This window comes from Bradyrhizobium sp. MI1.4, from assembly GCF_055811315.1.
This window is the reverse complement of record NZ_JBVVPP010000003.1, coordinates 290,667-314,397: the sequence shown is the minus strand read 5'-3', so window position 1 is coordinate 314,397 and position 23,731 is coordinate 290,667. Positions and strand designations below refer to the sequence as shown.

Sequence of the window (23,731 nt, the reverse complement as noted above, 5' to 3'; positions counted from 1 at the left end):
TCCAGGACAGGGCAATGAGATCCAAATCCGCCAAATCATCCGAGAATCTGCTCGAGGAATTGCAAACCGCGCTCTCGCACGGCACCGTCGCGCACCGGGTCGAGACGCTGCGCCGCGTCACCGATCTCTTCGTGGGCAACGCCTCGGACTATTCCGACGACCACGTTTGTGTGTTCGATGACGTGTTCCAATGCCTGATCGAGCAGATCGAGACGTCCGCCAAGGCGCTGCTCGCCGACCGCCTCGCACCGATCGCGGCTGCGCCGCCGAAGATCATCCGCACGCTCGCGCTCGACGAGGTGATTGAGGTTTCCGGCCCGGTGCTGTCGAAATCCGAACGGTTGGCAGAGGAGATCCTGATCGAGATCGCACGCACCAGGGGTCAAGCCCATCTCAAGGCGATCTCGCTGCGGCGGGTGCTGTCGGAAGCGCTGACGGACGTGCTGGTGACCCGCGGCGACGAGGACGTGGTGCAATCGACCGTCAGCAATCCGGGTGCCCAACTGTCGGAGGGAAGTCTCGCCGACCTCGTGACCCGCGCCGAGCGTGACGACGACCTCGCCAGTTGCATCGGCCTGCGGCCCGACTTGCCCCGCCATCATTATTTGAAGCTGGTCGCAAAGGCCTCCTTGGCCGTGCGCAGGAAGCTGGAGGCCGCGCACCCGGAGTTCGCGGACGACGTGTCCAGCGTGGTCCAGGAAGCGGCCCAGCGAATCCGCGCCGCCAGCATGACCAGGCAGACCGAGAGGGCGCGCGCGCTGGTGAAGTCGCTGCACGAGGACGGCCGCCTCACCGAGCTCCAGGTCGCCACCTTCGCGGAGCAAGGCAAGTTCGATGAGACCAATGCGGGGCTCGCGGCGCTTGCGGGCGTCGCAGTCGAGACCGCCGAGACCATGATGATCGAAAGCCGGGTCGAGGGCGTGATGATCCTCGCCAAGGTCGCGGCCATGCAATGGTCGAGCGTCCGCGCCATCATTGCCCTGCGCGAGAAGCTCTCAGGCGGCTCGCAGACCGACATGCTGACGCTGCGCGACGCTTACGAGGCGCTGCGCAGCTCGACGGCGCAGCAAGTGCTGCGCTTCCACCGCATGCAGCAGGGCGCGACGCCGGCGGCGTGAAGCCGGCAAGCTAGTAGCGTAGGACCTTCGCCCCCGCCAGCGCGCCAATTGCCGCCACCAACGCGGTCGCGAGCGTGTACCAGGTCGCGACGAACAGCGGCGAGTCGTCGGTACAGTGTGAAGCGTACAGCGTCGCGGCAAGGCCCGCCGACACCAGGCCAGCGAGCGCCCCGGCGAGTGCGGGATGGGACGGCGCACCGTGGCGAAGGCCGAACAGGGCCCCAGCAAGCAGCGGCAGCGACATCGCAGGGATTGCGAACAGGCATACCCTGGAATTCTTGCCCATCAGTCGCATCGTCATCGGCATGGCCGGCGCCATCATCGCCTCGCTGCCGATCGCCACCGCGAGCAGCCCGACCGGCAGCAGCAGTAGCCAGCCCCAGCCACGCAGCAAGGCCTCGGGACGCGACAGATGCAGGCTGACGATGATCGCCGGGATCGCGAGCGACAGCGTGACCGCGAACTTCATGTCGAAGAACGGGTTGTGCATCGCGCTCATCACGTCGTGACGCACACCGAGAAAGGTGGCGAAGATCAGGATCGACAGCGGCGCAGCGACCAGCAGCGCCATGGTCAGCACCGCGCCGACGCGCGGCGGACGATGGGCGTTGTCGGCCGCGAGCGAGCGAATGAGTTGATCGGTGTCCATGACTACTGGTCCCGCAGTTTGGCAGTCAGCGCGGCAAGTCCGCGATGTAGCGCGACCCGCACCGCGCCCTCGCTCATCGAATATTTCACCGCCGTGTCCTTGATCGACGTGCTGTCGACCGCGATCGACTGCAACACGTCGCGCTGGCGCTGCGGCAGCGTATTGAGCTGGCTGGCGACTTCGCCGGCCGAGACCGTCTCCTGCGGCGCCTCGCCCGGCAGGGTCTCGGCGAAATCGTCGATGTTGACGAAGATCCGCCTGCCCCGTCGCCGCAGCATGTCGATCAGCTTGTTGCGGCCGATCGCAAACAGCCACGGGGCGAAGGGGGCTTCGCTGTCCCAAGTGTGCCGCTTCAGATGCACCGCCAACAAAATCTCCTGCACGATATCCTCGGCCTGGTCGGGAGGCTGCCCGGCCCGAGCCAGGCCGCGCCTCGCGGCAGCGCGCAGCACAGGCGTGACCGCCTTCAACAGGCGATGATACGCCGCGTCATCGCCTGCCATGGCCGACCGCATCAGGCCGGTCCACTCGTCCTCACGTCCGCGCACGCGCGCCCCTCACCATGCAATTCGGCCGCTCTTTCAGTTTGTTACGCTGGCATCAGCCAGATCACGAATTCGTGATCTGGCTTGGCCACGCGACCGATGCGGCCGTCAGGATCTGCGACGGCTCATAACACCGATCGGTCCAGTCCGCACCCCGCGGCCGGCTGCGAAGGCAGCGGTTTTGCCGCGCTTTTGCCGGGTGTGGCCCGAAGATTCCCATTTTCTGCCCCGCTGTGGTCACGCCCCAGGGTCTCTGTTCAGTCCCGGGACGGGCGGAATTTGGGGAGATCGTCAACATGATGAAAGCCAGCGGGCGCGCGGCCCTGATTGTCCTGGCCGGGCTTTTCTTGCTGTTCGGGGGCGTTGCACAGGCGGCGCCGAATTCAGCCGCAAGCAGCAAGTCGGACAGCGCGGGCAAACAGGCCGACACGGTCAAGCCGACCAAGCAGCGGCATCACACGTCGCGTCACCGCGACAACACCAAGACGGCAGAAAAATCCGACGACAAGGCCGACAAGAAGGACGCCGCGGCAACGGCCGATGAGACGAAGGCCGACAATCGTGACGCGCCGACCTCGAGCCAGATGCCGCCGGAAGTCGCCAACGCCAATGCGCAACTCGCCGCCGCCGATACGCCGACCGCGGCTGCCGCTTCCGCAATGACGGGCCGGGCCAACGACAACGTCCAGGCCGCGGCCGATAATACCGCCGCCCCGAACGCCGAGGGCCAGGTCGTCGCACCCGATCAGCTCAACGACATCGACCGCGCCTTGCAACAGGACAACACGCCGGCGCAGAGGGCGGTGATCGCCGCAACCGACGCGCAGCCGCGTCCGGCGCCGGTGATGGCAAGCAGCCAGCAGAGCTCGGCCTGGGACCAGAGCTCCCTGATCGGAAAAATCTTCATCGGCGTCGGCACGCTGCTGACGCTGGCCTCAGCCGCGCGCATGTTCATGGCGTGACTTTGGCTTGATTTTGGCCTGATCGCCGGCCCGCGGGACCTGGTCCGGAACGCGCATCTGGCCGCGTGTTCCGGCCGTCCTTGCGCCGATGGCTTTGCGGCCTCTTGAAGCCCACCGCGCCAGCGGGCACATTGCCCGCTCAACCAAAAGCGTGGGTGGAGCATGAGCACGTTCGAACACATCATCGTCGAAAGCAAAGGCGCGGTCGGCATCATCAAGCTGAACCGGCCGAAGCTGCTCAACGCACTCTCCTTCGGCGTCTTCCGCGAGATCGCCGCGGCCGTCGACGATCTCGAAGCCGATAACGCCATCGGCTGCATCGTCGTGACCGGCAGCGAGAAGGCGTTTGCTGCCGGCGCCGACATCAAGGAGATGCAGCCGAAAAGCTTCATCGACATGTTCTCGGAGGATTTTGCCGCGATCGGCGGCGATCGGGTCGCGCGCTGCCGCAAGCCGACGATCGCCGCGGTCGCAGGCTATGCGCTCGGCGGCGGCTGCGAGCTCGCGATGATGTGCGACTTCATCATCGCCGCCGACACCGCCAAATTTGGTCAACCCGAAATCACGCTCGGCACCATCCCCGGCATCGGCGGCACCCAGCGCCTGACCCGTGCGATCGGCAAGTCCAAGGCGATGGACCTTTGCCTCACCGGCCGCATGATGGATGCGGCCGAAGCCGAGCGCAGCGGCCTGGTCAGCCGCATCGTTCCCGCCGACAAGCTGATGGACGAGGTGATGGCCGCGGCCGAGAAGATCGCCGCGATGTCGCGACCCGCGGTCGCGATGGCCAAGGAAGCGGTCAACCGCGCCTTCGAGACCGCGCTCGCCGAGGGCATGAGCGTCGAGCGCAACCTGTTCCACTCGACCTTCGCACTGGAGGACCGCTCCGAGGGCATGGCGGCGTTCATCGAGAAGCGGAAGCCGGTGAACAAGAACAGGTAAAGGCAGGCGAGCGGTCAGGCTGGTGTAAGGCTCTGCCGCTTTCCCGCAGAATCCCTGTGACGTGCCTGCAACAAGCACGGAATACATGGGGGTTTCCCCCGCGGCAGTTTGCCTGCGGGACCTCGGCTGGTTAAACAGCTAAGAGAGCCGCCGTCGGCGGGGGCGGACAGCCGGGATTTGCGGGATTACATGATTGGGCATGCCGCCAGAGCTGGTCGCGTGATGACGCGGCATCGATCGGGCGTGGCTCCTGTGCTCGCGACATGGACCACGCTGGCGCTGTGTTGCGCCCTGCCCTCCGCCGCACGGGCGGAAGCGCTGCCGGAGGCGCTCGCCAAGGCCTACCAGACCAATCCGCAACTCAATGCCGAGCGTGCGCGGCAGCGCGCCACCGACGAGAACGTGCCGCAGGCGCTCGCCGGCTACCGGCCACAGATCGTGGCAAGCCTCAGCGCCGGGTTGCAATCGGTGCGCAACCTGCTGCCCGACAACACCATCCAGACCGCCAATCTGAAGCCATGGATCATCGGTGTCACCGTGTCGCAGACCCTGTTCAACGGTTTCCGCACCGCCAACAACGTGCGCGCCGCCGAACTCCAGGTACAGTCGGGCCGCGAGGCGCTGCGCAACGTCGGCCAGGGCGTGCTGCTCGACGCGGTCACCGCCTACACCAACGTGCTCGCCAACCAGTCACTGGTCGAGGCGCAGCGCTCCAACGTCGCCTTCCTGCGCGAAACGCTCTCGGTCACCCAGCGGCGCCTCAACGCTGGCGACGTCACGCCGACCGACAGCGCCCAGGCCGAGGCGCGGCTCAACCGCGGGCTTTCCGATCTGAACGCCGCGGAAGTCGCGCTGGCGGTGAGCCAGGCGATCTACGCGCAAGTGATCGGCAATGCGCCATCGCAGCTTCGGGCCGCCGAAGTCGTCGACCGCTATCTGCCGAAGAGCCGCGAGGACGCGCTGACGATGGCGATCCGTCAGCACCCAGCGGTGATGGCCGCCGGCTTCGATGTCGATGTCGCCTCCACCAACATCCGCGTCGCCGAAGGCGCGCTGCTGCCGAGCGCCAGCGTCCAGGGCAGCGCCAGCAAGAGCCGCAACAACGACCCGACGCTCGGCACCTTCGCCGAAGATCAGGCCTCGATCGTCGCCAATGTCACCGTGCCGATCTACGACGGCGGCCAGGCCGCCGCACAGACCCGGCAGGCCAAGGAAATCACGGCGCAGAGCCGGCTCGTGCTCGATCAGGTGCGCAACCAGGCGCGCACGGCGGCGGTCAGCGCCTGGGTTGCCAATGAAGGCGCCAAGATCGCGGTCTCGGCCTCGGAGTCCGAAGTGAAGGCGGCGACCGTCGCGCTCCAGGGCGTGCAGCGCGAGGCCGCCGGCGGACAGCGCACGACGGTGGATGTGCTGAACTCGCAGGCCGATCTGATCCAGGCCAAGGCCCGCCTGATCGGCGCCAATCGCGACCGCGTGATCGCTTCCTACACGCTGCTCAGCGCCGTCGGCCATCTCGACGTCAAGACCTTGAGCCTGAACACGCCGGACTATCTCCCCGAGGTGCACTACCAGCAGGTCCGCGACGCCTGGCACGGCCTGCGCACGCCATCGGGGCAGTAGTTTCAATCGTCTGGCTTGGTGCCGATGAAAAGCCGCCGCATCCATCTGATGGGAGCCTCCGGCTCCGGCGTGACGACGATCGGCCGCGCGCTCGCGAGCCGGCTTGCGCTGCCGCATCACGACAGCGATGATTATTTCTGGCTGCCGACGGCGCCGCCCTACCAGACCACGCGCCCCGCTGCCGAGCGTCTGCGCCTGATGCGCGAGATGTTTCTGCCGCGGCTCGATTGGGTGCTGAGCGGAACGGTCACCGGCTGGGGCGACGAGTTCATCCCATTCTTCGATTTCGTCGTCTTTGTGACGACGCCGCGCGAGCTTCGCTTGCAGCGCCTGCGTGACCGCGAGGCTACGCATTTCGGAGCGGATGCCGTCGCACAGGGCGGCTGGCGTCATGAGGAGGCGGAGTCGTTCGTCGACTGGGCCTCGCACTACGAAGCCGGCGATCGCGAGGGTCGCAGTCTCGCAAGAGATGAGGCGTGGCTCGCGAAGCTGCCCTGCCCGGTCGTGCGCGTCGACGGCTCACGCCCGCTTGCGGACCTCGTCGAGCAGCTATGCAGCGAAGCGCAGCGGCTGCCGGGCTGATGTGATACTGTCACGATGCCACTGCCAAATAATAATACAGGGAGAGAAACCATGCTCAGCCGACGCAGCGTCCTGCTTGCCTCCCTTGCCGCCGGAGTTGCCATGTCGAACAAAGCCCACGCACGTGCCGCGCAGCCCGCCACTCCGGTCAATTTCGACCTCCCGGCCCATGCCTGCGACTGTCACACCCACATCCATGGCGATGTCGAAAAATTTCCGTTCTTCGCGGGCCGCGTCTACACGCCGGAACCGGCTTCGCCGGAGGAGATGGCCGCGCTGCACAAGGCGCTGCATATCGAGCGCGTGGTGATCGTGACGCCGAGCGTCTACGGCACCGACAACTCGTCGACGCTGTTCGGCATGAAAGCGCGTGGCGCGGCCGCGCGCGGGGTGGCCGTGATCGACGACAAAACGACCGAGGCCCAGCTTGACACGATGCAGGCAGACGGCTTTCGCGGTGTCCGCCTCAATCTCGCGACCCGCGGCGTCAACGACCCCAATGTCGGCCGGCCGCGCTTCACCGCCGCAGTCGAGCGCATGAAGGCGCGCGGTTGGCACGTGCAGCTCTACACGACGCTTCCCATGATCTCGGCGATCAAGGACCTCGTCGAGACGGCGCCACTACCCGTTGTATTCGACCATTTCGGCGGCCTTGAGGCCTCGCTTGGGCTGGAGCAGCCGGGATTTTCCGACCTGGTCGCGCTGGTGAAATCCGGCAAGGCCTATGTCAAGATTTCCGGCGCCTATCGCTCCTCGAAGCTCGCGCCCGATTATCAGGACATGGTGCCCTATGCCCGCGCACTGATCGCGGCGAATGCGGACCGCATCGTCTGGGGCACGGACTGGCCGCATCCGGATTCGAGCCGTGTCGAGGGACGCAAAGCCACCGACATCGCGCCGCTCTACCAGATCGACGACGGCCGCCTGCTCAACCAGCTTCCGGTGTGGGCGCCGGATGCGGATGTGCGCAAGAAGATCCTGGTCGACAACCCGGCGCAACTCTACGGGTTCTGAGTCGCGCCAAGCGCAATTCGGTTCAACGACCGCGACACGGTTCCACAATGAGGCGTGGAACTGTTGTCGCGAAGGCACAAACTCGTTGGACTCACACGAACGTGTTTGTGCTCTCGTCCGTTTCTCACCCTTCTGGTTGAGGCGGCGCTCAGCGCCATCGCGCTTGGGTTCACCAATCCGCTGACCGTCATCCTGTTTCTGGCTGCGCTGCACGCCTTTTCAATGCAGACCGCGGCAGCCCCGCTGATCGCCGGTGTCTTCGTCGGTTCCGCGATCTGGTGGACCGTGCTCAGCACGATCATGGCAATGGCGCGGTCACGGCTGACGCCGCGCATGCTGTCGATGAGCAGTCGGTTGGCCAGCTTGATGCTGTTGGGCCCTCGGCACCATGATGCTGGTGCGGATCGCGCAGCGGATGCTGTGATTGGCGGCGTCAGCGCGCGCGGCGGGAGAAGAAGGAGATCAACACCGGCAGCGTCACCAGGATCACGATAGGGGCGAGCATCATGCCTGTCACCACGACCACCGCAAGCGGCTTCTGCACCTGCGAGCCGATGCCTTCCGACAGCGCGGCCGGCAACAGGCCGATGCCGGCGACGACGCAGGTCATCAGCACCGGCCGAAGCTGCAATTCGCCGGTGCGTATCACCGCGCTCATGCGGTCCATGCCCTCTTCGATGAGTTGGTTGAACTGCGACAGGATGATGATGCCGTCCATCACGGCGATGCCGAACAGCGCGATGAAGCCGATCGCCGCCGAGACACTGAAGGCGGTACCTGTGATCAAGAGACCGAGCACGCCGCCGAAGATGGCCATCGGAATCACGCTCATGGCGAGCAGCGTGTCGGTCATCGAGCCGAAATTGAACCAGAGCAGGACGCCGATCAGCGCCAGCGAGATCGGCACCACGATCGACAATCGCCGGATCGCGTCCTGGAGATTGCCGAATTCGCCGACCCAGTCCATGTGCGCGCCGGGCGGCAGTTGCACCTGAGCGGCGATCTTCTGCTGCGCCTCGCGGATGGCGCTGCCGAGGTCGCGTTCCCGTACCGAGAACTTGATCGGCAGATAGCGCTCCTGCTGCTCGCGATAAATGTAGGCCGCACCCGAGACGAGGCTGATGGTGGCGACCTCGCTCAGGGGGATCTGCGTGACGGTGCCGTTCGGTCCGGGCGCACCGATCCGCAAATTCTGGATCGCCTCGGCGCTCCTGCGGAATTCCGGCGCAAGACGAACGATGATCGGGAAGTGGCGGTCGCTTCCTGCCTCGTAGATGTCACCGGCGGTGTCGCCGCCGATCGCGACCTTGATGGTGGCGTTGATGTCGCCCGGCGCGAGGCCATAGCGCGCGGCCTTGGCACGGTTGATATCGATCTGGATGGTCGGCTGCCCCAGTGAGGTGAACACGGCAAGGTCGGTGACGCCCTGCACGGTTGATAGCACCGACTTGATCTTGTTGGCGGTGTCGGTCAGCGCCTGGAGATCGCTGCCGAACAGCTTGATCGAGTTCTCGCCCTTCACGCCGGAAACGGCTTCGGAGACATTGTCCTGGAGATATTGCGAGAAGTTGAACTCGACGCCGGGGAAGCGATCGTCAAGCTGCTTGAGCAGTTGCGCGGTCAGCTCTTCCTTGTCGCGGGTGCCGGGCCATTGGCTGGCGGGCTTGAGGGGCGCGAAGAACTCGGCGTTGAAGAAGCCGGCGGCGTCGGTGCCGTCATCGGGGCGGCCGTGCTGCGACACCACGGATTCCACTTCAGGCCGCGCGCGGATCACCTTGCGCATTTCGTTGACGTAGGAGTTGCCTTCCTGAAGCGAGATGGTCGGCGGCAGCGTGGCGCGGATCCAGAGATTGCCCTCCTCCAGCTTCGGCAGGAATTCGAGGCCAAGCAAGCGGCTGAGCGCAACCGTCATCAGTACGAGGCCGAACGCGCCACCGAGCATGATGCCGCGGTTGGCGACCGCCCAATGCAGCACCGGCATGTAGATCCGATGCAGGATCAGCATCACCCTGGTCTCGGTCTCATGAACATGCGCCGGCAGAATGATCGCCGACAGCGCAGGAGTGACGGTGAACGTCGCAAGCAGACCGCCGGCCAGCGCGTAGGCATAGGTCCGGGCCATCGGTCCGAAGATGTTGCCCTCGACGCCGGAGAGCGTGAACAGCGGCAGGAAGGCCGCGATGATGATGGCCGCGGCGAAGAAGATCGAACGAGAGACATCGGCCGCCGCGCTGAGGATGGCGTGGCTTTTCATGCCGAACAGCGTCTCGGACGACATCTGCTCGGATTCCGACATCGGCGTCGTCTGCGTCAGGCGCCGGAAGATCGCCTCCACCATGATGACGGTGGCATCGACGATCAGGCCGAAATCGATCGCGCCGACCGACAACAGGTTCGCCGATTCCCCCCGTAGCACCAGGATGATCACCGCGAAGAACAGCGCGAACGGAATGGTGGCGCCGACGATCAGCGCACTGCGGAGATCGCCGAGGAATATCCACTGCAGCAACACGATCAGCAGAATGCCGATCACCATGTTGTGGAGCACAGTGTGGGTCGTGAGGTCGATCAGGTCGCCGCGGTCATAGATGCGCTCGATGCGCACGCCGGGCGGCAGGATGCTGGAGTCGTTGATGGTTTGAACGAGTTGGTGGACGCGCTTGATGGTTGGCGAGCTCTGCTCGCCGCGGCGCATCAGGACGATGCCTTGCACGATGTCGTCGGACTCATCGAGGCCGGCGATGCCGAGACGGGGCTTCTGGCCGACGGTGACGGTGGCGACGTCCTTGACCAGCACCGGATTGCCGTTGGTCTGCGAGACCATGGTGTTGGCGAGGTCGTCGATCGAGCGGATCAGGCCGACGCCGCGCACCACGGCCGATTGCTGACCGATATTGACGGTGTTGCCGCCGACATTGACGTTGGAATTGCCGACCGCCTGGAGCAATTGCGGCAGCGTCAGGCCGTTGGCGACCAGCTTGTTGAAGTCGACCTGGAGCTCGTAGGTCTTGCTCTTGCCGCCCCATCCGGTGACGTCGATCACGCCGGGCACGGCACGGAAGCGCCGCTGGAGGATCCAGTCCTGGATGGTCTTGAGGTCGAGCACGCTGTAGTTCGGCGGGCCGACGAGACGGTAGCGGAAGATTTCGCCAATTGGACTGAGCGGCGAGATCTGCGGCTGCACATTGCCGGGCAGCGGCGCGAGCTGCGCCAGGCGGTTCAACACCTGCTGCAATGCCTCGTCATAGGTGTAAGCGAACGAGAACTGCAGTTTGACGTCGGAGAGGCCGTAGAGCGAGATGGTGCGAATGGTCGTCACGTTCTTCAGACCCGCGACCTGGGTCTCGATCGGAATGGTGATGTAGCGCTCGATCTCCTCCGCCGACAGGCCCGGGCTCTGCGTCACGATGTCGACCATCGGCGGAGTCGGATCGGGGTAAGCCTCGATGTTGAGCTGGTTGAACGCGATCAGGCCGCCGATGAGGACGGCGACGAACATCCCGACCATCAGGAAGCGCCGGTTGACGGCAAGGGCGACGAGGCGATCCATTCAGGTCTTCAGCTTGTCTTTTCCCGGCCCGTCGATCAGCTGCCGGACGCGGCGCGGTCGATGAACAGGCTGCCTTTGGTGACCACCTGCTCGCCGGGCTTGAGATTGCTGGTGACCTCGACGAGGTTGCCATTGATGAGACCGATCTTGATCTCGCGCAGCTCCACCGACTTGTCCTCGCGTGCGACCCAGAGGCGGACCTTGTCGGCTTCGTAGATCAAGGCCTGCTTCGGTACCGCCGGCGCGGCGCGGTCGCCGGACGAATAGATCGTGACGTTGGCGAACATCTCCGGCTTCAGCAGGCCATCCTTGTTGTCGATGGTGGCGCGGACCAGCAGGCGGCGGGTGTTCGGATCGATCGCGGCGGCGACGTAGTTGACCTTGGCGGTCAAGGGGCGGCCTGGCAGCGCCATCACGTTGACGCTGATGTCCTGCCCGACGCACACGGCAGCCGCATCGCTCTCGCGCACGAAGGCGGTGAGCCAGACGGTGGAGAGATCGCCGACCACGAAGACCGGATCGCTGGCGCCCGAATTGACGTACTGGCCGGGGCCAATTTTACGCTGCACGACCGTGCCTGCGATTGGCGAATAGATCGTGACTTCCGGATTGATGACGCCTTTGTCCTGGAACGCCTTGATGGTCTCGTCGGTGAAGCCGAGGATCCGCAGCTTGTTGCGCGCGGCTTCCAGCGCTGTCGCCGAGGAGCGCATGTCGTTCTGCGCTTGAACCTGGGTCGCTTCCGCCTGCTGATAGTCCTTCAGTGGGATGGCATGGCCCTCGTAGAGGTCCTTGGCGCGCTTGAACTGGATATCGGCAAGATCGATCGCCGACTTGGCCTTGTTCTGCGAGCTCATCGCCGCAATGAAATCGTTCTGGGCCTGCACGGTGTCGGCGGCCTCGATCGTGAACAGCGGTTGGCCTTGCTTCAGCACCTCGCCTGGCTTGGCGAGCAGCTTGGTCACCCGGCCTGCATAGGGTGAAAACACCGGCGTCGAACGGTCCTCGTCGACTGCGACCTTGCCCTCGGTGACATACTCGGCGCGGAAGGTCTTGGCCTTGACCGGCTCGATCGTCAGCGTCGCCCATTCCGACGGCGTCGGCGTGAAGTTCTGCGCATTTCTGCGCGATTGGCTGGAGATCTCGGAGTGGCTCTTCTCCTTGGCTCCCGCATAGAGGAAGCCGTAGGCCCCGGCACCGGCAAGAGCTAGTAAAACTACGGATGTAATTACCCGTTGTTTTGTAAGCACCTGCAATCGCTTGGTATTTTCAACTACCATGGGGCCCGGTCATGTCTGCGATGATACCGGCGGATGCCTGCGTCATCGGTCGCGCTAATAGTGCCGAATTGTAATTTCAAACAACCTAAAAAACACCGGGCGCCTTTCGGTTTGCGTTAAAAATTTGCGACACGTCAGCTTCACGTCAGCTTATCGCAGGCCACTCTGCCGGATGACTGCCGAGCGGCATCGCCGGACGGCTCCATTGCGCCCGCGTCTTCGACAGCAGTGCCGAATGGCGCACCGCCTTCAACGTGCCGAAGCCATGGCATGCCCTCGATGAATGCAGCATGTACGGCCTCACCCGTAATATCCGGGGTATTCAGGCCCTTTTCGAGCCGTCCGAGATTCCACAGCCAGCGCCCGGTCTGCGCCAGCGACACGCGCACGTGCCAGCTGCCGCCTTCGCGGGCCTGGCGGGCCTTGGCCATCATCGCGCCGAACGCCATCAGATAGCCGGTGGCGTGGTCGAGCATCTGCGCCGGCAATTCCTTCGGTCCATCGATGCCGGCAGCCTGTCCTTCGGCATGGTTGAACCCGGTCGTGGTCTGCACCAGCGAATCGAAGCCGCGCCGTTCAGCCCAGGGACCGGCATGGCCATAGGCTGACAGCGTTACGTAGACGATGCCGGGGTTGATTGTCGCTGCGTCCTCCGGCGTGAAGCCGAGAGCGGCAAGCGCGCGCGGGCGATAGCCTTGCGAGAAGATATCGGCGTCTCTCAAGAGCTCGCGCAACTGCGCACGCCCGGCCTCGCTTTTCAGCTCGATGAAGGTGGTGAGCTTGCCGCGCCCGGTGTCGATGGTCAGCCACGGAATGGCCGGCAGTTCGGGGCCTGACACGAGCAGCACATCCGCGCCGTGCGCGGCGAGCGTGCGGCCGGCGACGGGCCCCGCGATGACGCGAGAGAGATCGAGCACGCGCAGGCCTGCGAGCGGGCGATCGCCTTTTGGCAATCGTTGCGGCCATGGCTTCGGCGGGGCCTCGCCGATCTTCTCGATCGAGACCAGCGGCAATTCGGCGAGCGCGCGGGCCTGCGGCAGCGCCGACCATTCGTCGTACGAACGCATCAGGGCAACGACGCCGCCCGCGGCGTAGGTCGCAGTCTCGAAATCCTCGCTCTTCCATTGCATCAATGCGGCCTGCACCTTCTCGCGCTCGGGTTCGCAGCCGAGCACCTTGCAGACGGCGTCGCGATGATGCGGGAAATTGGTGTGGCAGCGGACGAAGCGGTTGTCGCCGGTTCTGTAGACGCCGGCGATGGCGTCCCAAGCGGGCGGCGGCGGCTTGTCGTCGACGCGCAAGTAGCGCTCGGAGCGGCATTCGGCGACGGCATGGCGCAGGTCGACGCTGACGTCCTGCGCTTCGCCGCTGCGCAATCTCCAGATTTCGGCGGCGGCAAGGCCGGCGGCGGCGATCGTTGTCTGGCCGGCAATTGCGACGCGAAATGAGGACGGGATCTGCGGCTCCTCGCCCGTCAGCCGGACGCGCGCGAGCGCGGCGGCGTCACCGCCAGCGGAGGTCCAGATGTTGCTGAGAATCTCGGTGGGGCTTTGCATGACCCTTCTCTCCCTTTAGTTTGCGACCATCGCATTAGCACACAAGGACATGCAATGGCCGCCATCGATCCTCTCACCGCAGGCGCCGTGTTCATCGCAACGGCGGCCACCGACGCGGTCTATGTCATGTTCACCTCGGCCGTGATCGCGCGCAAGCGCGTGCCCGCGGCGAACTGGAGCGCGGTCTGGTACATGCTCTCCTCCTATGCGGTGATCAGCTACACCGAAAACGCTTTCTATGTGGCTTTCGCGGCGATCGGCTCCTGGGCCGGCGCCTACGTCTCACTGACATTCCTGCACCGCCCGCCCGGCGGCCCGCCGGTGGGGGCGGCACCGGAGTGAGGGCCGCTGTTTCCACACGGTTATTGCGAGCGAAGCGAAGCAATCCAGAGTCTTTCCGCGGTGGCAGTCTGGATTGCTTCGTCGCAAGAGCTCCTCGCAATGACGATGTGGAGGCTTTTGGGCATCTCTCGAAACAGCTACACTCGCTGCGACCAACAAAAAAGGAAAACCAACCAATGGATCTCGGTCTCAAAGGGAAGAACGCCATCGTACTTGGCGGGACGCGCGGCATCGGGCGGGCGATTGCGGCGACGCTGGCCGGCGAAGGCAGCAATGTCGCGGTGTGTGCACGCAACGCGGACCAGGTTGCCGCCACGGTTACGGAGTTGAAGGCCAGCGGGATCCGCGCGACCGGCGGTCCGGTGGATGTCACGGACGGCGCGGCACTGAAATCCTGGATCGAGAATGCTGCAAAGGAGCTTGGCGGCATCGACATGCTGTTCTCTAACGCGGGCGCAATGGCACAAGGCCATGATGCCGCGTCGTGGGAGCAGAATTTTCGACTCGACCTGCTCGGCGCCGTGCACGCGTTCGACGCCGCGCGGCCGTTCCTCGAGGCTAGTGGCGACAAGGGCGGCGACGCCGCCTTCGTGATCATCTCATCGATCTCCGCGGCGCAAGCGGACACGGCGAGTTCCTACGGCCCGATCAAGGCTGCGTTGATCCACATGGCCAAGGGGCTGGCACGGCAGTACGCGAAGAAGAAGATCCGCGTCAACGTGGTCTCGCCAGGCACGGTCTATTTCAAGGGCGGCGTCTGGAATACGATCGAGCAGAACATGCCCGAGCGCTACAATGATGCGATGAAGCGCAACCCCACCGGCCGCATGGCCACGCCACAGGAGATCGCGAGCGCAGCGGTATTTCTGGCAAGCCCGGTGTCGGGGTTCACCACGGGCTCCAATCTGGTGGTGGACGGGGCGATCTCGAACCGGGTGAATTTTTAAGAACAAACTCGTCATTGCGAGCGTAGCGAAGCAAATCCAGTATTTCTCCGCGGTGACAGTCTGGATTGCTTCGCTGCGCTCGCAATGACGGGACGAGCGAGACGCGGCCCCCACCCTCAATGAAAATCCCGCGACGGCGGCAGGATGCGGACGTTGCGGGGGTGGCGAAGTTTTTGCGCGGGCGCATCCGTGTGGGCGCGGGGATCGTCGTTGAGCGGCTCGATCGGGGCGACGCCTGCCGGCACCGGATGCTTGCGGCCGAGGGCGTCGTTGGCGAGGCCGACCAGATCGTGCGAGCGGTCGATCATCCGCTGGGCGATCAGATGCGTCACCTTTTCGGGACTGCTCTGGATGTAGCCCTCGACGAGGATGAGGCGTGCGCCCATCACCTCCTTCCGGTACTGCTCCATGATCTTCGGCCACACCACGACATTGGCGATGCCGGTTTCGTCCTCCAGTGTCATGAACACGACGCCGCTGGCGCTGCCCGGCCGCTGCCGTACCAGCACGACGCCGGCACAGCGGACACGGCGCCGCTCGTTGTCGTGATTGATGTCCTTGCAGGCGACGATGCGCTCGCGCGTAAACATCTCCCGCAAAAATTCAATCGGATGGCCTTTGAGCGAAAGGCGAATGGTCTGGTAGTCCGCGACCACCTGTTCGGCGCGCGGCATCACCGGCAACGGCCTGGCGTGCTCGTCCGGCTGCTCGCGTGCGGTGGCCACCTCGAACAGCGGCAGCGGCACATCGTCGGGCAGGCGCCGCACCTGCCACAGCGCCTCGCGGCGGTCGAGCCCGAGCGAGCGGAACGCGTCGGCATCGGCGAGCAGGATCAACGCGCGCTTGGGCAGGTCGGTGTCGCGGGCGAAGTCTTCCAGCGATGTGAAGGGCCGGCGGTTGCGGGCGGCGACGATGCGGTCGGCCCAGTCGGGCGCTCTCTCCACATGGTCATTCCGGGACGCGCCTCTTTTCAGCCTTTCCTCATCCTCGTCCAGCCAGTGGAAACCGTCGATCTGGCGGAAGCCGAGACGTACCGCGCAATATCCGCCGTTTCCCTGCTCCAGCGTGCTCTGCGCAAAACTGTAGGACACATCGATCTCGCGCACCTCGACCCCGTTCTTGCGGGCGTCGCTGACGATCTGCGCCGGGGCGTAAAAGCCCATCGGCTGCGAGTTCAGGAGGCCGCAGCAGAATGCATCAGGGTGATAATGCTTCAGCCATGAGGAGATATAGACAAGCTGCGCGAAGCTTGCGGCATGGCTCTCCGGAAAACCGTAACTGCCAAACCCCTTGATCTGTTCGAAACAGTTTCTGGCAAAATCAGGCGCATAACCGCGCGCGATCATGTTGCCGATCATCTTGTCTTCGAACTTGTCGATGGTACCGACATTGCGGAACGTTGCCATCGCACGGCGCAGGCCGTTGGCCTCCTCGGCCGTGAACTTCGCGGCTTCGATCGCGATCCGCATCGCCTGCTCCTGGAACAAGGGCACGCCGAGCGTCTTGTGCAGCACCCTGTAAAGCTCGTCCTTGTCGCCATGATCCGGCGACGGAGACGGATAGCTCACCTTTTCCAGGCCGTTCCGCCGCCGCAGATAAGGATGCACCATGTCGCCCTGGATCGGACCAGGCCGCACGATCGCGACCTCGATCACGAGATCGTAGAAGGTCCGCGGCCTCAGCCGCGGCAACATGTTCATCTGCGCGCGGCTCTCGACTTGGAACACGCCGAGCGATTCCCCGTCGCACAGCATGTCGTAAACCCTGGAATCATCCTGCGGGACGCTCGCCAGCATCCAGCGTTCGCCCTTGTGCTGCTCGATCAAATCAAAGCATTTGCGGATGCAGGTCAGCATGCCCAGCGCGAGCACGTCGACCTTCATCATGTTGAGCGCGTCGACGTCGTCCTTGTCCCATTCGATGAAGGTGCGATCGTCCATCGCGGCATTGCCGATCGGCACATAGGTGTCGAGCCGGTCCTGCGTGAGCACATAGCCGCCGACATGCTGGGACAGATGACGGGGGAATTCGATCAGCTCGGTCGCGAGCTCGACTGCGAGGTTGATCATTGAATTCTGCGGATCGAGGCCGGCCTGCCTGACCTGCATGTCGTTGAGGCCCTTGCCCCAGCTTCCCCAGACGGTGTCGGCGAGTGCGGCAGTGACGTCCTCGGTCAGGCCCAGCGCCTTGCCGACGTCGCGGATGGCGCTGCGCGGGCGATAATGAATGACGGTGGCGATGATCGCGGCGCGATGGCGGCCGTAACGCCGATAGACATATTGCATCACCTCCTCGCGCCGCGAATGCTCGAAATCGACGTCGATGTCGGGCGGCTCCAGCCGCTCCTTGGAGATGAAGCGCTCGAACAGCAGATCGACCTTGGTCGGGTCGACCGAGGTGATGCCGAGCACGTAGCAGACCGCCGAATTCGCCGCCGATCCCCGCCCCTGGCACAAAATGTTCTGGCTGCGGGCGTAATGCACGATGTCGTGCACGGTGAGGAAGTAATGCGCGTATTTCAGATCGGCGATCAGTGCGAGTTCTTTCTTCAGGGTGGCGCGCAGCTTGTCGTCGATCTTGCCGCCAAAATATTTGTCGACACCCGCCCAGGTCAGATCCTCCAGATGCCCCTGCGCGGTCTTTCCCGGCGGCACCGGCTCATCCGGATACTGGTATTTGAGCTGACCGAGCGAGAAGGTGATCTTGTCCGCAAAGCGCATGGTCTCCGCGACAGCTTCGGGGAAATCGCGGAACAGCCGCGCCATCTCCCTGGGCGTCTTCAGAAATCGCTCGGCATTGGCTTCCAGCTTCCGGCCGACCGCCTCGATCGTGGTTTTCTCCCGGATGCAGGTCAGCACGTCCTGGAGGGGACGGCGCGCGGAGTGGTGATAGAGCACCTCGTTGGTCGCAAGCAGCGGCACTTTTGCTTTTGCGGCGAGATCATCGAGCTGCGCGAGGCGACGGCGATCGTCGCCGCGATAGACCAGACTCGCCGCCAGCCACACGCCCTCGGCGCGACTTGCCTTCAGCTTGGCGAGGATGTCCTGCGCTTGCGCCGCATCGAAGCGATGCGGCAGCGTCAGGATCAGGAGCTGGCCTTCGGAAAACGCAAGGAGATCGGCGAAGGTGAGATGGCATTTGCCCTTCGCGATCCGCGTGATGTCGTCGCCGCGCTTGCCCCGGGTGAGAAGCTGGCACAGCCGGCCATAGGCGGCGCGGTCACACGGATAGACCAGGATATCCGGCGTGCCATCGATGAAGACGATGCGCGTGCCGATCAAAAGCTTCGGCTTGTACAGCACCTTGTCATTGTCGAGCTCCTTGTAGGCGCGCACTACGCCAGCGAGCGTGTTGTGGTCGGCGATGCCGATCACGGGAATGCTGAGGATGCTGGCCTGGTGCACATAGGCACGCGGGTCCGAACCGCCGCGCAGGAAGGAGAAATTCGTGGTGATGCCGATCTCGGCATAAGAAGGTATGTTCATGCGAAGAGACCGTGCACATACCAACCGGGAGGAACGGGCTTGCCGTCGCCGTCGAAGCACTCCCCCTCGTAAAGACCGTCGCGAAAGATCCAGAAGCGCAAGCCTTCGGCATCTTCGATACGGAAATAATCCCGCGTCAGTTGCTTGCCGTCCTGCCGCCACCATTCCATGGCGATGCGCTCGGGGCCCTCCACCCGCACCACCGCATGCTGCGCGCGGCGCCAGGTGAATTGATGCGGCGGCCCGTCGGGCACGGTCGCGAACGGCACATTGATCGGCTCAGGCTTGTCGAACAACCGCAACGGACGCAGCGGCGGCTCACCCTCGGTGCGCGCGGGCCATTCGGCCTGCATGGCCACGGCGAGATGATGCTGGGCAGGCGCCGCCAGCACCGCACATTCAGGGATATGGGTATCCTCAGGCAGGTGCACGACGACGCGCTTTCCGCCGATGCGCGCGGCGATGCGGTCGATCAGCGCGGCAAGCTCGTCATTGTCGTGGACATGGGCGTCGAGATCGCGCTGCTCCTGCACCACGATCTCGGTGCGGCTTGCCGACAGCCGCACCATGTCGAAGCCGAAGCCGGGATCGAGGGGATCGGCGAGTGCATCGAGACGCTCGCGGAACAGCCGGTCGACGACCGCGCTCCGCGTCACGGGACGTCCGGTTTCGACCATGATGGCGCGCACCGCGCCGTCGGTACGGAAGAATGTGGCTTCTAACCGTCGCGCGCCCTTGCCCTGCTTCTCCATCGACGCGATCAACGTATCCGCCAGGCGCGACAGCGTCATCGCGATCATGGTGTCGGTCGCGATCGGCTCGGCAAAGCGTTTCTCCACGATGTAATCAGGCGGCGGCTTTCGTGGATTGATCGGCGCATCGCCCTGCCCCAGCGCATGCGCGAGCAGCGTGGAGAACCGCGCACCGAACCGCGCCGTGATTTCGCTCGGCGTGCGCGAGGCGACATCGCCGATGGTCTTCAGGCCGGCGCGTCGCAGACCGGTGGTAATGGCCTCACCCGCGCCAAGTGCGGACACCGGAAACCGACTGATTGCCGCCGCCTCCTCGCCATCGGCAACGATGGTCCCTGAAGATTGCCGCGTCAGCGTGCGCGCGCAGACCGAGGTGCCGGCGATCGCCGCGCTGACGGCAAAGCCCTGGCGGTCGAGGGCGCGGACAAGGGTTTGCAACAGCGCAGCCTCGCCGCCGAACAGATGCGCGCAGCCGGTGATGTCGAGGAACAGCCCGTGCGGCGGATCGAGCGCCACCAGCGGCGTGAAGCGGTCGCACCAGTCGGCGATGTCGCCGATCGTCTTCGCATCGGCCATGGCATCGGCGTCGAACACCTTGAGATTTGGACACATCGCCCGGGCATTGGCCAAAGGCTGGCCGATATGCAGACCGAGGCGCTCGGCCGCCTCGTCCAGCGCATGGATCACCAGCGCGTTGCTATCCTTGGCAACGACGATGCTAGGCGCATTATTTTTATGCAGTCCGACGTTGCCGAAGAACCGCTGGATCCGATCGATGGGCAGGCGCGGTAGCCACAGGCTGAGGATACGCCGACGATTCAGAGAACTGGCACTCATCACATTTCCATTCCATGATCCACCGGCCACACGGACCGTGACGATTGCGCAGGAGCTCGGCATCGAAGCGCGGCGCCCCCCAGGCGCTCCACATCGCGCCCGGCGGCGAATGCGCCGCGCGCAGCATCCATCTGGTCTCGGCGGTCGAGGGTAAAGGTTGCGCGGCCATCCGCAGCAACAGGCCGGTGACACCGGAAGATTGCGCAGCCAGCGTCAGCTTGCGGCTCGCCACGAGATCGAACTGCCTCGTCTCACCCCAGAGCTCGAGCACGACGGCGCCCAGCGCGTCGCAGGCGAGCGCATCGGCCGACGTGCGCAACGCACTCTCCACGTCGGCGGCGCGCACCATCACCATACGGCGCGGATCGAGACCGATCTCGGTGAGCCCGCTCATCGACAGCGCACCGGTTTCAATTTCTGAAAAATCCTGCCGCACCCACAGCAGCGGTTTGCGTGCCGTCATGCGCCCCGCAAGTCCGGTGACAAAGCCGGTCGCGGCCGCGCCCTGACGTCCTTCGCAAAATACCTCGTGGATTGCCGCGCGTGCGAGCCCGCCCTTTAGCGCGCTGTCGGCCTCGCGATGGCCGAGCGCGACACGGTCGCGATGATGCACGACCTCCGCCGTCTCGATGCGCTCGATCTGGCCGCGCAAGGCTGCAAGCGCGCTTGTTCGTGCGCCGCTCATATACGCCGCTCCTCAGGAGTGATTGCCGGTGGCTCTCAAAAAGAGAACCAGCGGCTAGCTCATTTGTTCATGATATGTTCTAATATAAAGCTAACGACGCCCCAGGAGTCAATCGAATTGGCGGGCCTTGGGATTCATGAGCTGAATCAAAGGGATCCAATATGGACGTGCAACGCAAGCTGGAAATCCTGGCCGACGCCGCCAAGTACGACGCGTCCTGCGCCTCCAGCGGCACCGAGAGGCGGGATTCCAGCGACGGCAAGGGCATGGGATCGACCGCGCCCGGCATGGGCATTTGCCATTCCTACGCGCCGGACGGTCGCTGTATCTCGCTGCTCAAGGTGCTGCTGACCAACGCCTGCAATTACGACTGCCTCTATTGCGTCAACCGGGCCTCTTCCAACGTGCCACGCGCCCGCTTCACCATCGACGAAGTCGTCAAGCTGACGCTCGACTTCTACCGGCGCAATTACATCGAAGGACTGTTTCTCTCCTCCGGCATCATCCGCAACCCCGACTACACCATGGAGCAGGTGGTAAGCGTCGCGCGCAAACTGCGCGAGGAGCATCACTTCCGTGGCTACATCCATCTCAAAACAATCCCCGAGGCCGACGATGCATTGATCTCCGAGGCCGGCAAATATGCCGACCGTCTCTCCATCAACATCGAGATGCCGCAGGAGACGAGCCTGCAGCAATTCGCGCCCGAGAAGGACGTGCGCGCGATCCGCCGCACAATGGGCCGACTGCGGCTGAAGCTGGACGAGGCCGAGGAAAGCCGTAGCGCGAAGACGAAAGCCAAGCCGCAGCGCTTCGCACCGGCCGGCCAAAGCACGCAGATGATCGTCGGCGCCGACGCGGCCTCCGACCACACTATCCTCCACACCAGCGCCAATCTCTACAGTTCATACAGGCTGAGGCGCGTCTATTATTCCGCGTTCAGCCCGATCCCCGATGCCAGCCGCGCGCTGCCTCTGCGCGCGCCGCCCTTGCTGCGCGAGCACCGACTCTACCAGGCCGACTGGCTGATGCGGTTCTACGGCTTCGACGTCGGCGAGATCGTCGACGACAGTGCGATGCTGCCGCTCGACATCGATCCAAAACTCGCCTGGGCGCTGCGCCACCGCGACCGCTTCCCGCTCGACGTCAACCGGGCCAGCCGCGAGGAATTGTTGCGCGTGCCGGGCTTCGGCACCAAGGCGGTCGAGCGCATCATCGCGGCGCGCCGCACGACCACCATCCGCGTCGCCGATCTCGCGCGGCTGCATGTGCCCCGGAACAAAGCGCTGCCGTTCATCGTGCTGAGCGATCACCGGCCCGCGCCGCACCGCCTCGACGAGGCACGGCTGATCGAACGGTTCAAGCCGAAGGCCACACAACTGGGATTTGGCTTCTGATGCAGTACATCACCCTCGAGAACGAAACCGATTTCGACGGCTGGCGCAAAGCCGCGCGTAGCCTCGTGCTTCACCAAATGAAACCGGTCGATGTCACCTGGACCGTGCAGGGCGGCGAAGCGGAGCTGTTCGCGCCACCCTCGCCGTCTCCGCTGCCGGCCGGTGGCGATAGCACCTTCAACGTGCCAGCAAAATTCGTCGAGCTCGCCAAGGCCGCGATCCTGCATCGCGATCCCGAGCGTTTCGCGATCCTCTATCGCCTGCTGTTTCGGCTGAAGGACAATCACGACCTCATCGAGGTCGCGACCGATCTCGATGTCGCGCAAGTCACGGCCATGGCAAAGGCGGTCTACCGCGACGAGCACAAGATGCATGCCTTCGTGCGCTTCCGCGAGATCGGCAGGGAACGCGAAGCACACTACGTCGCCTGGTTCGAGCCGGAGCATCATATCGTCGAGCTCGCCGCGCCGTTCTTCGCCAAGCGCTTCGCCGATATGCCCTGGTCGATCCTGACGCCGGATTTGTGCGCGCATTGGGATGGCCACGCGCTCTCGTTCACGTCAGGCGTCGGCAAGAGCGAGGCGCCGAGCGAAGACCGGCTGGAGGAAACCTGGCGGCGCTACTATGCCAGCATCTTCAATCCGGCCCGCCTGAAGGTGAAGGCAATGCAGACCGAGATGCCGAAGAAATATTGGAGGAACCTGCCCGAGGCTTCGATCATTAAGCCCCTGATTGAGGACGCCGAGCGCATGACCGGCGCCATGATCGCCAATGCCGCAACCGATCCGCACAAGCCTCAAAAGCGGCCGGAGGCTCCGATGAAACGCAAGACCGCTGCCGACGATCTCGAAGCGCTCCGCGAGGAGGCCGCCCACTGCCGCGCCTGCCATCTCTACAAGGACGCGACCCAGACCGTGTTCGGCGAGGGTCCGAAGTCCGCCAATATCATGCTGGTCGGCGAACAACCTGGCGACAAGGAAGACCTCGCCGGCCATCCCTTCGTCGGTCCAGCCGGCCAGATGCTCGACAAGGCGCTGCAGGAGGCCGGCGTCGACCGCAAGAAGGTCTATGTCACCAACGCGGTGAAACACTTCAAATTCGTGCCGCGCGGCAAGATTCGCCTGCATCAGAAGCCGAATACGCCGGAGATAAAGGCCTGCCGGCAGTGGTATGAGCGGGAGGTCTCCGTCATCCAGCCCGATCTCATCGTCGCGATGGGCGCGACCGCCGCGCAGAGCGTGTTCGGCAAGATCACCCCGATCGGAAAGAACCGCGGCCGGCTCATCGACCTGCCCGACGGTCACAAGGCGCTGGTGACGGTGCACCCGTCCTATCTGCTGCGGCTGCCCGATCCGGAAGCCAAGGTGCTGGAATATCGGCGCTTTGTCGAAGATTTGAAGATCGTCGCCGGGTTGCAGAAGAAAGCCGCGCGCGCCGCCTGAATACGGGCGGGAAAACCCCTTTCATG

Annotated in this window: 17 protein-coding genes and 1 pseudogene; 10 read left to right on the top strand and 8 right to left on the bottom strand. The window is 64.5% G+C overall.

Annotation, left to right across the window (positions count from 1 at the left end; genetic code table 11):
- The first annotated feature begins 14 nt into the window (after positions 1–14).
- Positions 15–1,118 (top strand): DUF2336 domain-containing protein, encoded by a 1,104-nt coding sequence (locus AC0L23_RS05640; protein ID WP_085362361.1) that lies wholly within the window; start codon positions 15–17, stop codon positions 1,116–1,118.
- A gap of 10 nt (positions 1,119–1,128) precedes the next feature.
- On the opposite strand, the gene AC0L23_RS05635 is transcribed toward AC0L23_RS05640, so the two are convergent.
- Positions 1,129–1,767, bottom strand: a complete 639-nt coding sequence (locus AC0L23_RS05635; RefSeq protein WP_085352256.1) for an NrsF family protein — start codon at positions 1,765–1,767, stop codon at positions 1,129–1,131.
- A gap of 2 nt (positions 1,768–1,769) precedes the next feature.
- Positions 1,770–2,315 carry a sigma-70 family RNA polymerase sigma factor gene (locus AC0L23_RS05630; protein ID WP_085352255.1) on the bottom strand — a complete coding sequence of 182 codons (546 nt, stop codon included), beginning with the start codon at positions 2,313–2,315 and terminating at the stop codon, positions 1,770–1,772.
- A gap of 293 nt (positions 2,316–2,608) precedes the next feature.
- Here AC0L23_RS05630 and AC0L23_RS05625 point away from each other — a divergent pair, with 293 nt between their 5' ends.
- The 5 genes from AC0L23_RS05625 (at position 2,609) to AC0L23_RS05605 (ending at position 7,432) form a co-directional block, all read left to right on the top strand.
- The gene (locus AC0L23_RS05625) at positions 2,609–3,274 is read left to right on the top strand and encodes a hypothetical protein (protein WP_085362360.1); all 666 of its coding nucleotides are present in this window, start codon (positions 2,609–2,611) and stop codon (positions 3,272–3,274) included.
- Between the two features lie 162 nt (positions 3,275–3,436).
- Positions 3,437–4,216 carry an enoyl-CoA hydratase gene (locus AC0L23_RS05620; RefSeq protein WP_085362359.1) on the top strand — a complete coding sequence of 260 codons (780 nt, stop codon included), beginning with the start codon at positions 3,437–3,439 and terminating at the stop codon, positions 4,214–4,216.
- A gap of 222 nt (positions 4,217–4,438) precedes the next feature.
- Positions 4,439–5,836, top strand: a complete 1,398-nt coding sequence (locus tag AC0L23_RS05615; RefSeq protein WP_085385863.1) for a TolC family outer membrane protein — start codon at positions 4,439–4,441, stop codon at positions 5,834–5,836.
- A 24-nt stretch (positions 5,837–5,860) separates the two neighbouring features.
- Positions 5,861–6,418: a P-loop NTPase family protein gene (locus AC0L23_RS05610; RefSeq protein ID WP_085362357.1), complete on the top strand. Its 558-nt coding sequence runs from the start codon at positions 5,861–5,863 to the stop codon at positions 6,416–6,418.
- A gap of 51 nt (positions 6,419–6,469) precedes the next feature.
- The gene (locus AC0L23_RS05605) at positions 6,470–7,432 is read left to right on the top strand and encodes an amidohydrolase family protein (protein WP_085362356.1); all 963 of its coding nucleotides are present in this window, start codon (positions 6,470–6,472) and stop codon (positions 7,430–7,432) included.
- Positions 7,433–7,865: 433 nt separating this feature from the next.
- Here the strand turns inward: AC0L23_RS05605 and AC0L23_RS05600 are convergent, their stop codons facing one another.
- From AC0L23_RS05600 to AC0L23_RS05590, 3 genes and pseudogenes are all read right to left on the bottom strand, one after another.
- Positions 7,866–10,982: an efflux RND transporter permease subunit gene (locus AC0L23_RS05600; protein WP_085352250.1), complete on the bottom strand. Its 3,117-nt coding sequence runs from the start codon at positions 10,980–10,982 to the stop codon at positions 7,866–7,868.
- A 35-nt stretch (positions 10,983–11,017) separates the two neighbouring features.
- Positions 11,018–12,262 carry an efflux RND transporter periplasmic adaptor subunit gene (locus AC0L23_RS05595; RefSeq protein WP_085352249.1) on the bottom strand — a complete coding sequence of 415 codons (1,245 nt, stop codon included), beginning with the start codon at positions 12,260–12,262 and terminating at the stop codon, positions 11,018–11,020.
- A gap of 145 nt (positions 12,263–12,407) precedes the next feature.
- Positions 12,408–13,818, bottom strand: a pseudogene (locus AC0L23_RS05590) (CoA transferase).
- Between the two features lie 54 nt (positions 13,819–13,872).
- Between AC0L23_RS05590 and AC0L23_RS05585 the strand changes: the two are divergent.
- Both AC0L23_RS05585 and AC0L23_RS05580 read left to right on the top strand, forming a co-directional pair.
- Positions 13,873–14,160: a hypothetical protein gene (locus AC0L23_RS05585; RefSeq protein WP_007593600.1), complete on the top strand. Its 288-nt coding sequence runs from the start codon at positions 13,873–13,875 to the stop codon at positions 14,158–14,160.
- A 176-nt stretch (positions 14,161–14,336) separates the two neighbouring features.
- Complete coding sequence (locus tag AC0L23_RS05580; protein WP_085385865.1) at positions 14,337–15,107, top strand: SDR family NAD(P)-dependent oxidoreductase; 771 nt, start codon at positions 14,337–14,339, stop codon at positions 15,105–15,107.
- Between the two features lie 116 nt (positions 15,108–15,223).
- Here AC0L23_RS05580 and AC0L23_RS05575 read toward each other — a convergent pair whose 3' ends face one another.
- From AC0L23_RS05575 to AC0L23_RS05565, 3 genes are read right to left on the bottom strand one after another with little or no spacing between them, the layout of a single operon-like run.
- Complete coding sequence (locus AC0L23_RS05575; protein ID WP_085362354.1) at positions 15,224–18,592, bottom strand: error-prone DNA polymerase; 3,369 nt, start codon at positions 18,590–18,592, stop codon at positions 15,224–15,226.
- Positions 18,589–20,181 (bottom strand): Y-family DNA polymerase, encoded by a 1,593-nt coding sequence (locus AC0L23_RS05570; RefSeq protein WP_085385866.1) that lies wholly within the window; start codon positions 20,179–20,181, stop codon positions 18,589–18,591. Before AC0L23_RS05570 ends, AC0L23_RS05575 begins: the two co-directional genes overlap by 4 nt.
- Complete coding sequence (locus AC0L23_RS05565; RefSeq protein WP_085362353.1) at positions 20,078–20,866, bottom strand: ImuA family protein; 789 nt, start codon at positions 20,864–20,866, stop codon at positions 20,078–20,080. Before AC0L23_RS05565 ends, AC0L23_RS05570 begins: the two co-directional genes overlap by 104 nt.
- A 161-nt stretch (positions 20,867–21,027) precedes the next feature.
- On the opposite strand from AC0L23_RS05565, the gene AC0L23_RS05560 reads away from it, so the two are divergent.
- Positions 21,028–22,263: a putative DNA modification/repair radical SAM protein gene (locus tag AC0L23_RS05560; RefSeq protein ID WP_085352244.1), complete on the top strand. Its 1,236-nt coding sequence runs from the start codon at positions 21,028–21,030 to the stop codon at positions 22,261–22,263.
- A complete protein-coding gene (locus AC0L23_RS05555) occupies positions 22,263–23,705 on the top strand; it encodes a UdgX family uracil-DNA binding protein (protein ID WP_085362352.1) in 1,443 nt (480 codons plus the stop codon). Before AC0L23_RS05560 ends, AC0L23_RS05555 begins: the two co-directional genes overlap by 1 nt.
- Positions 23,706–23,731 lie beyond the last annotated feature (26 nt).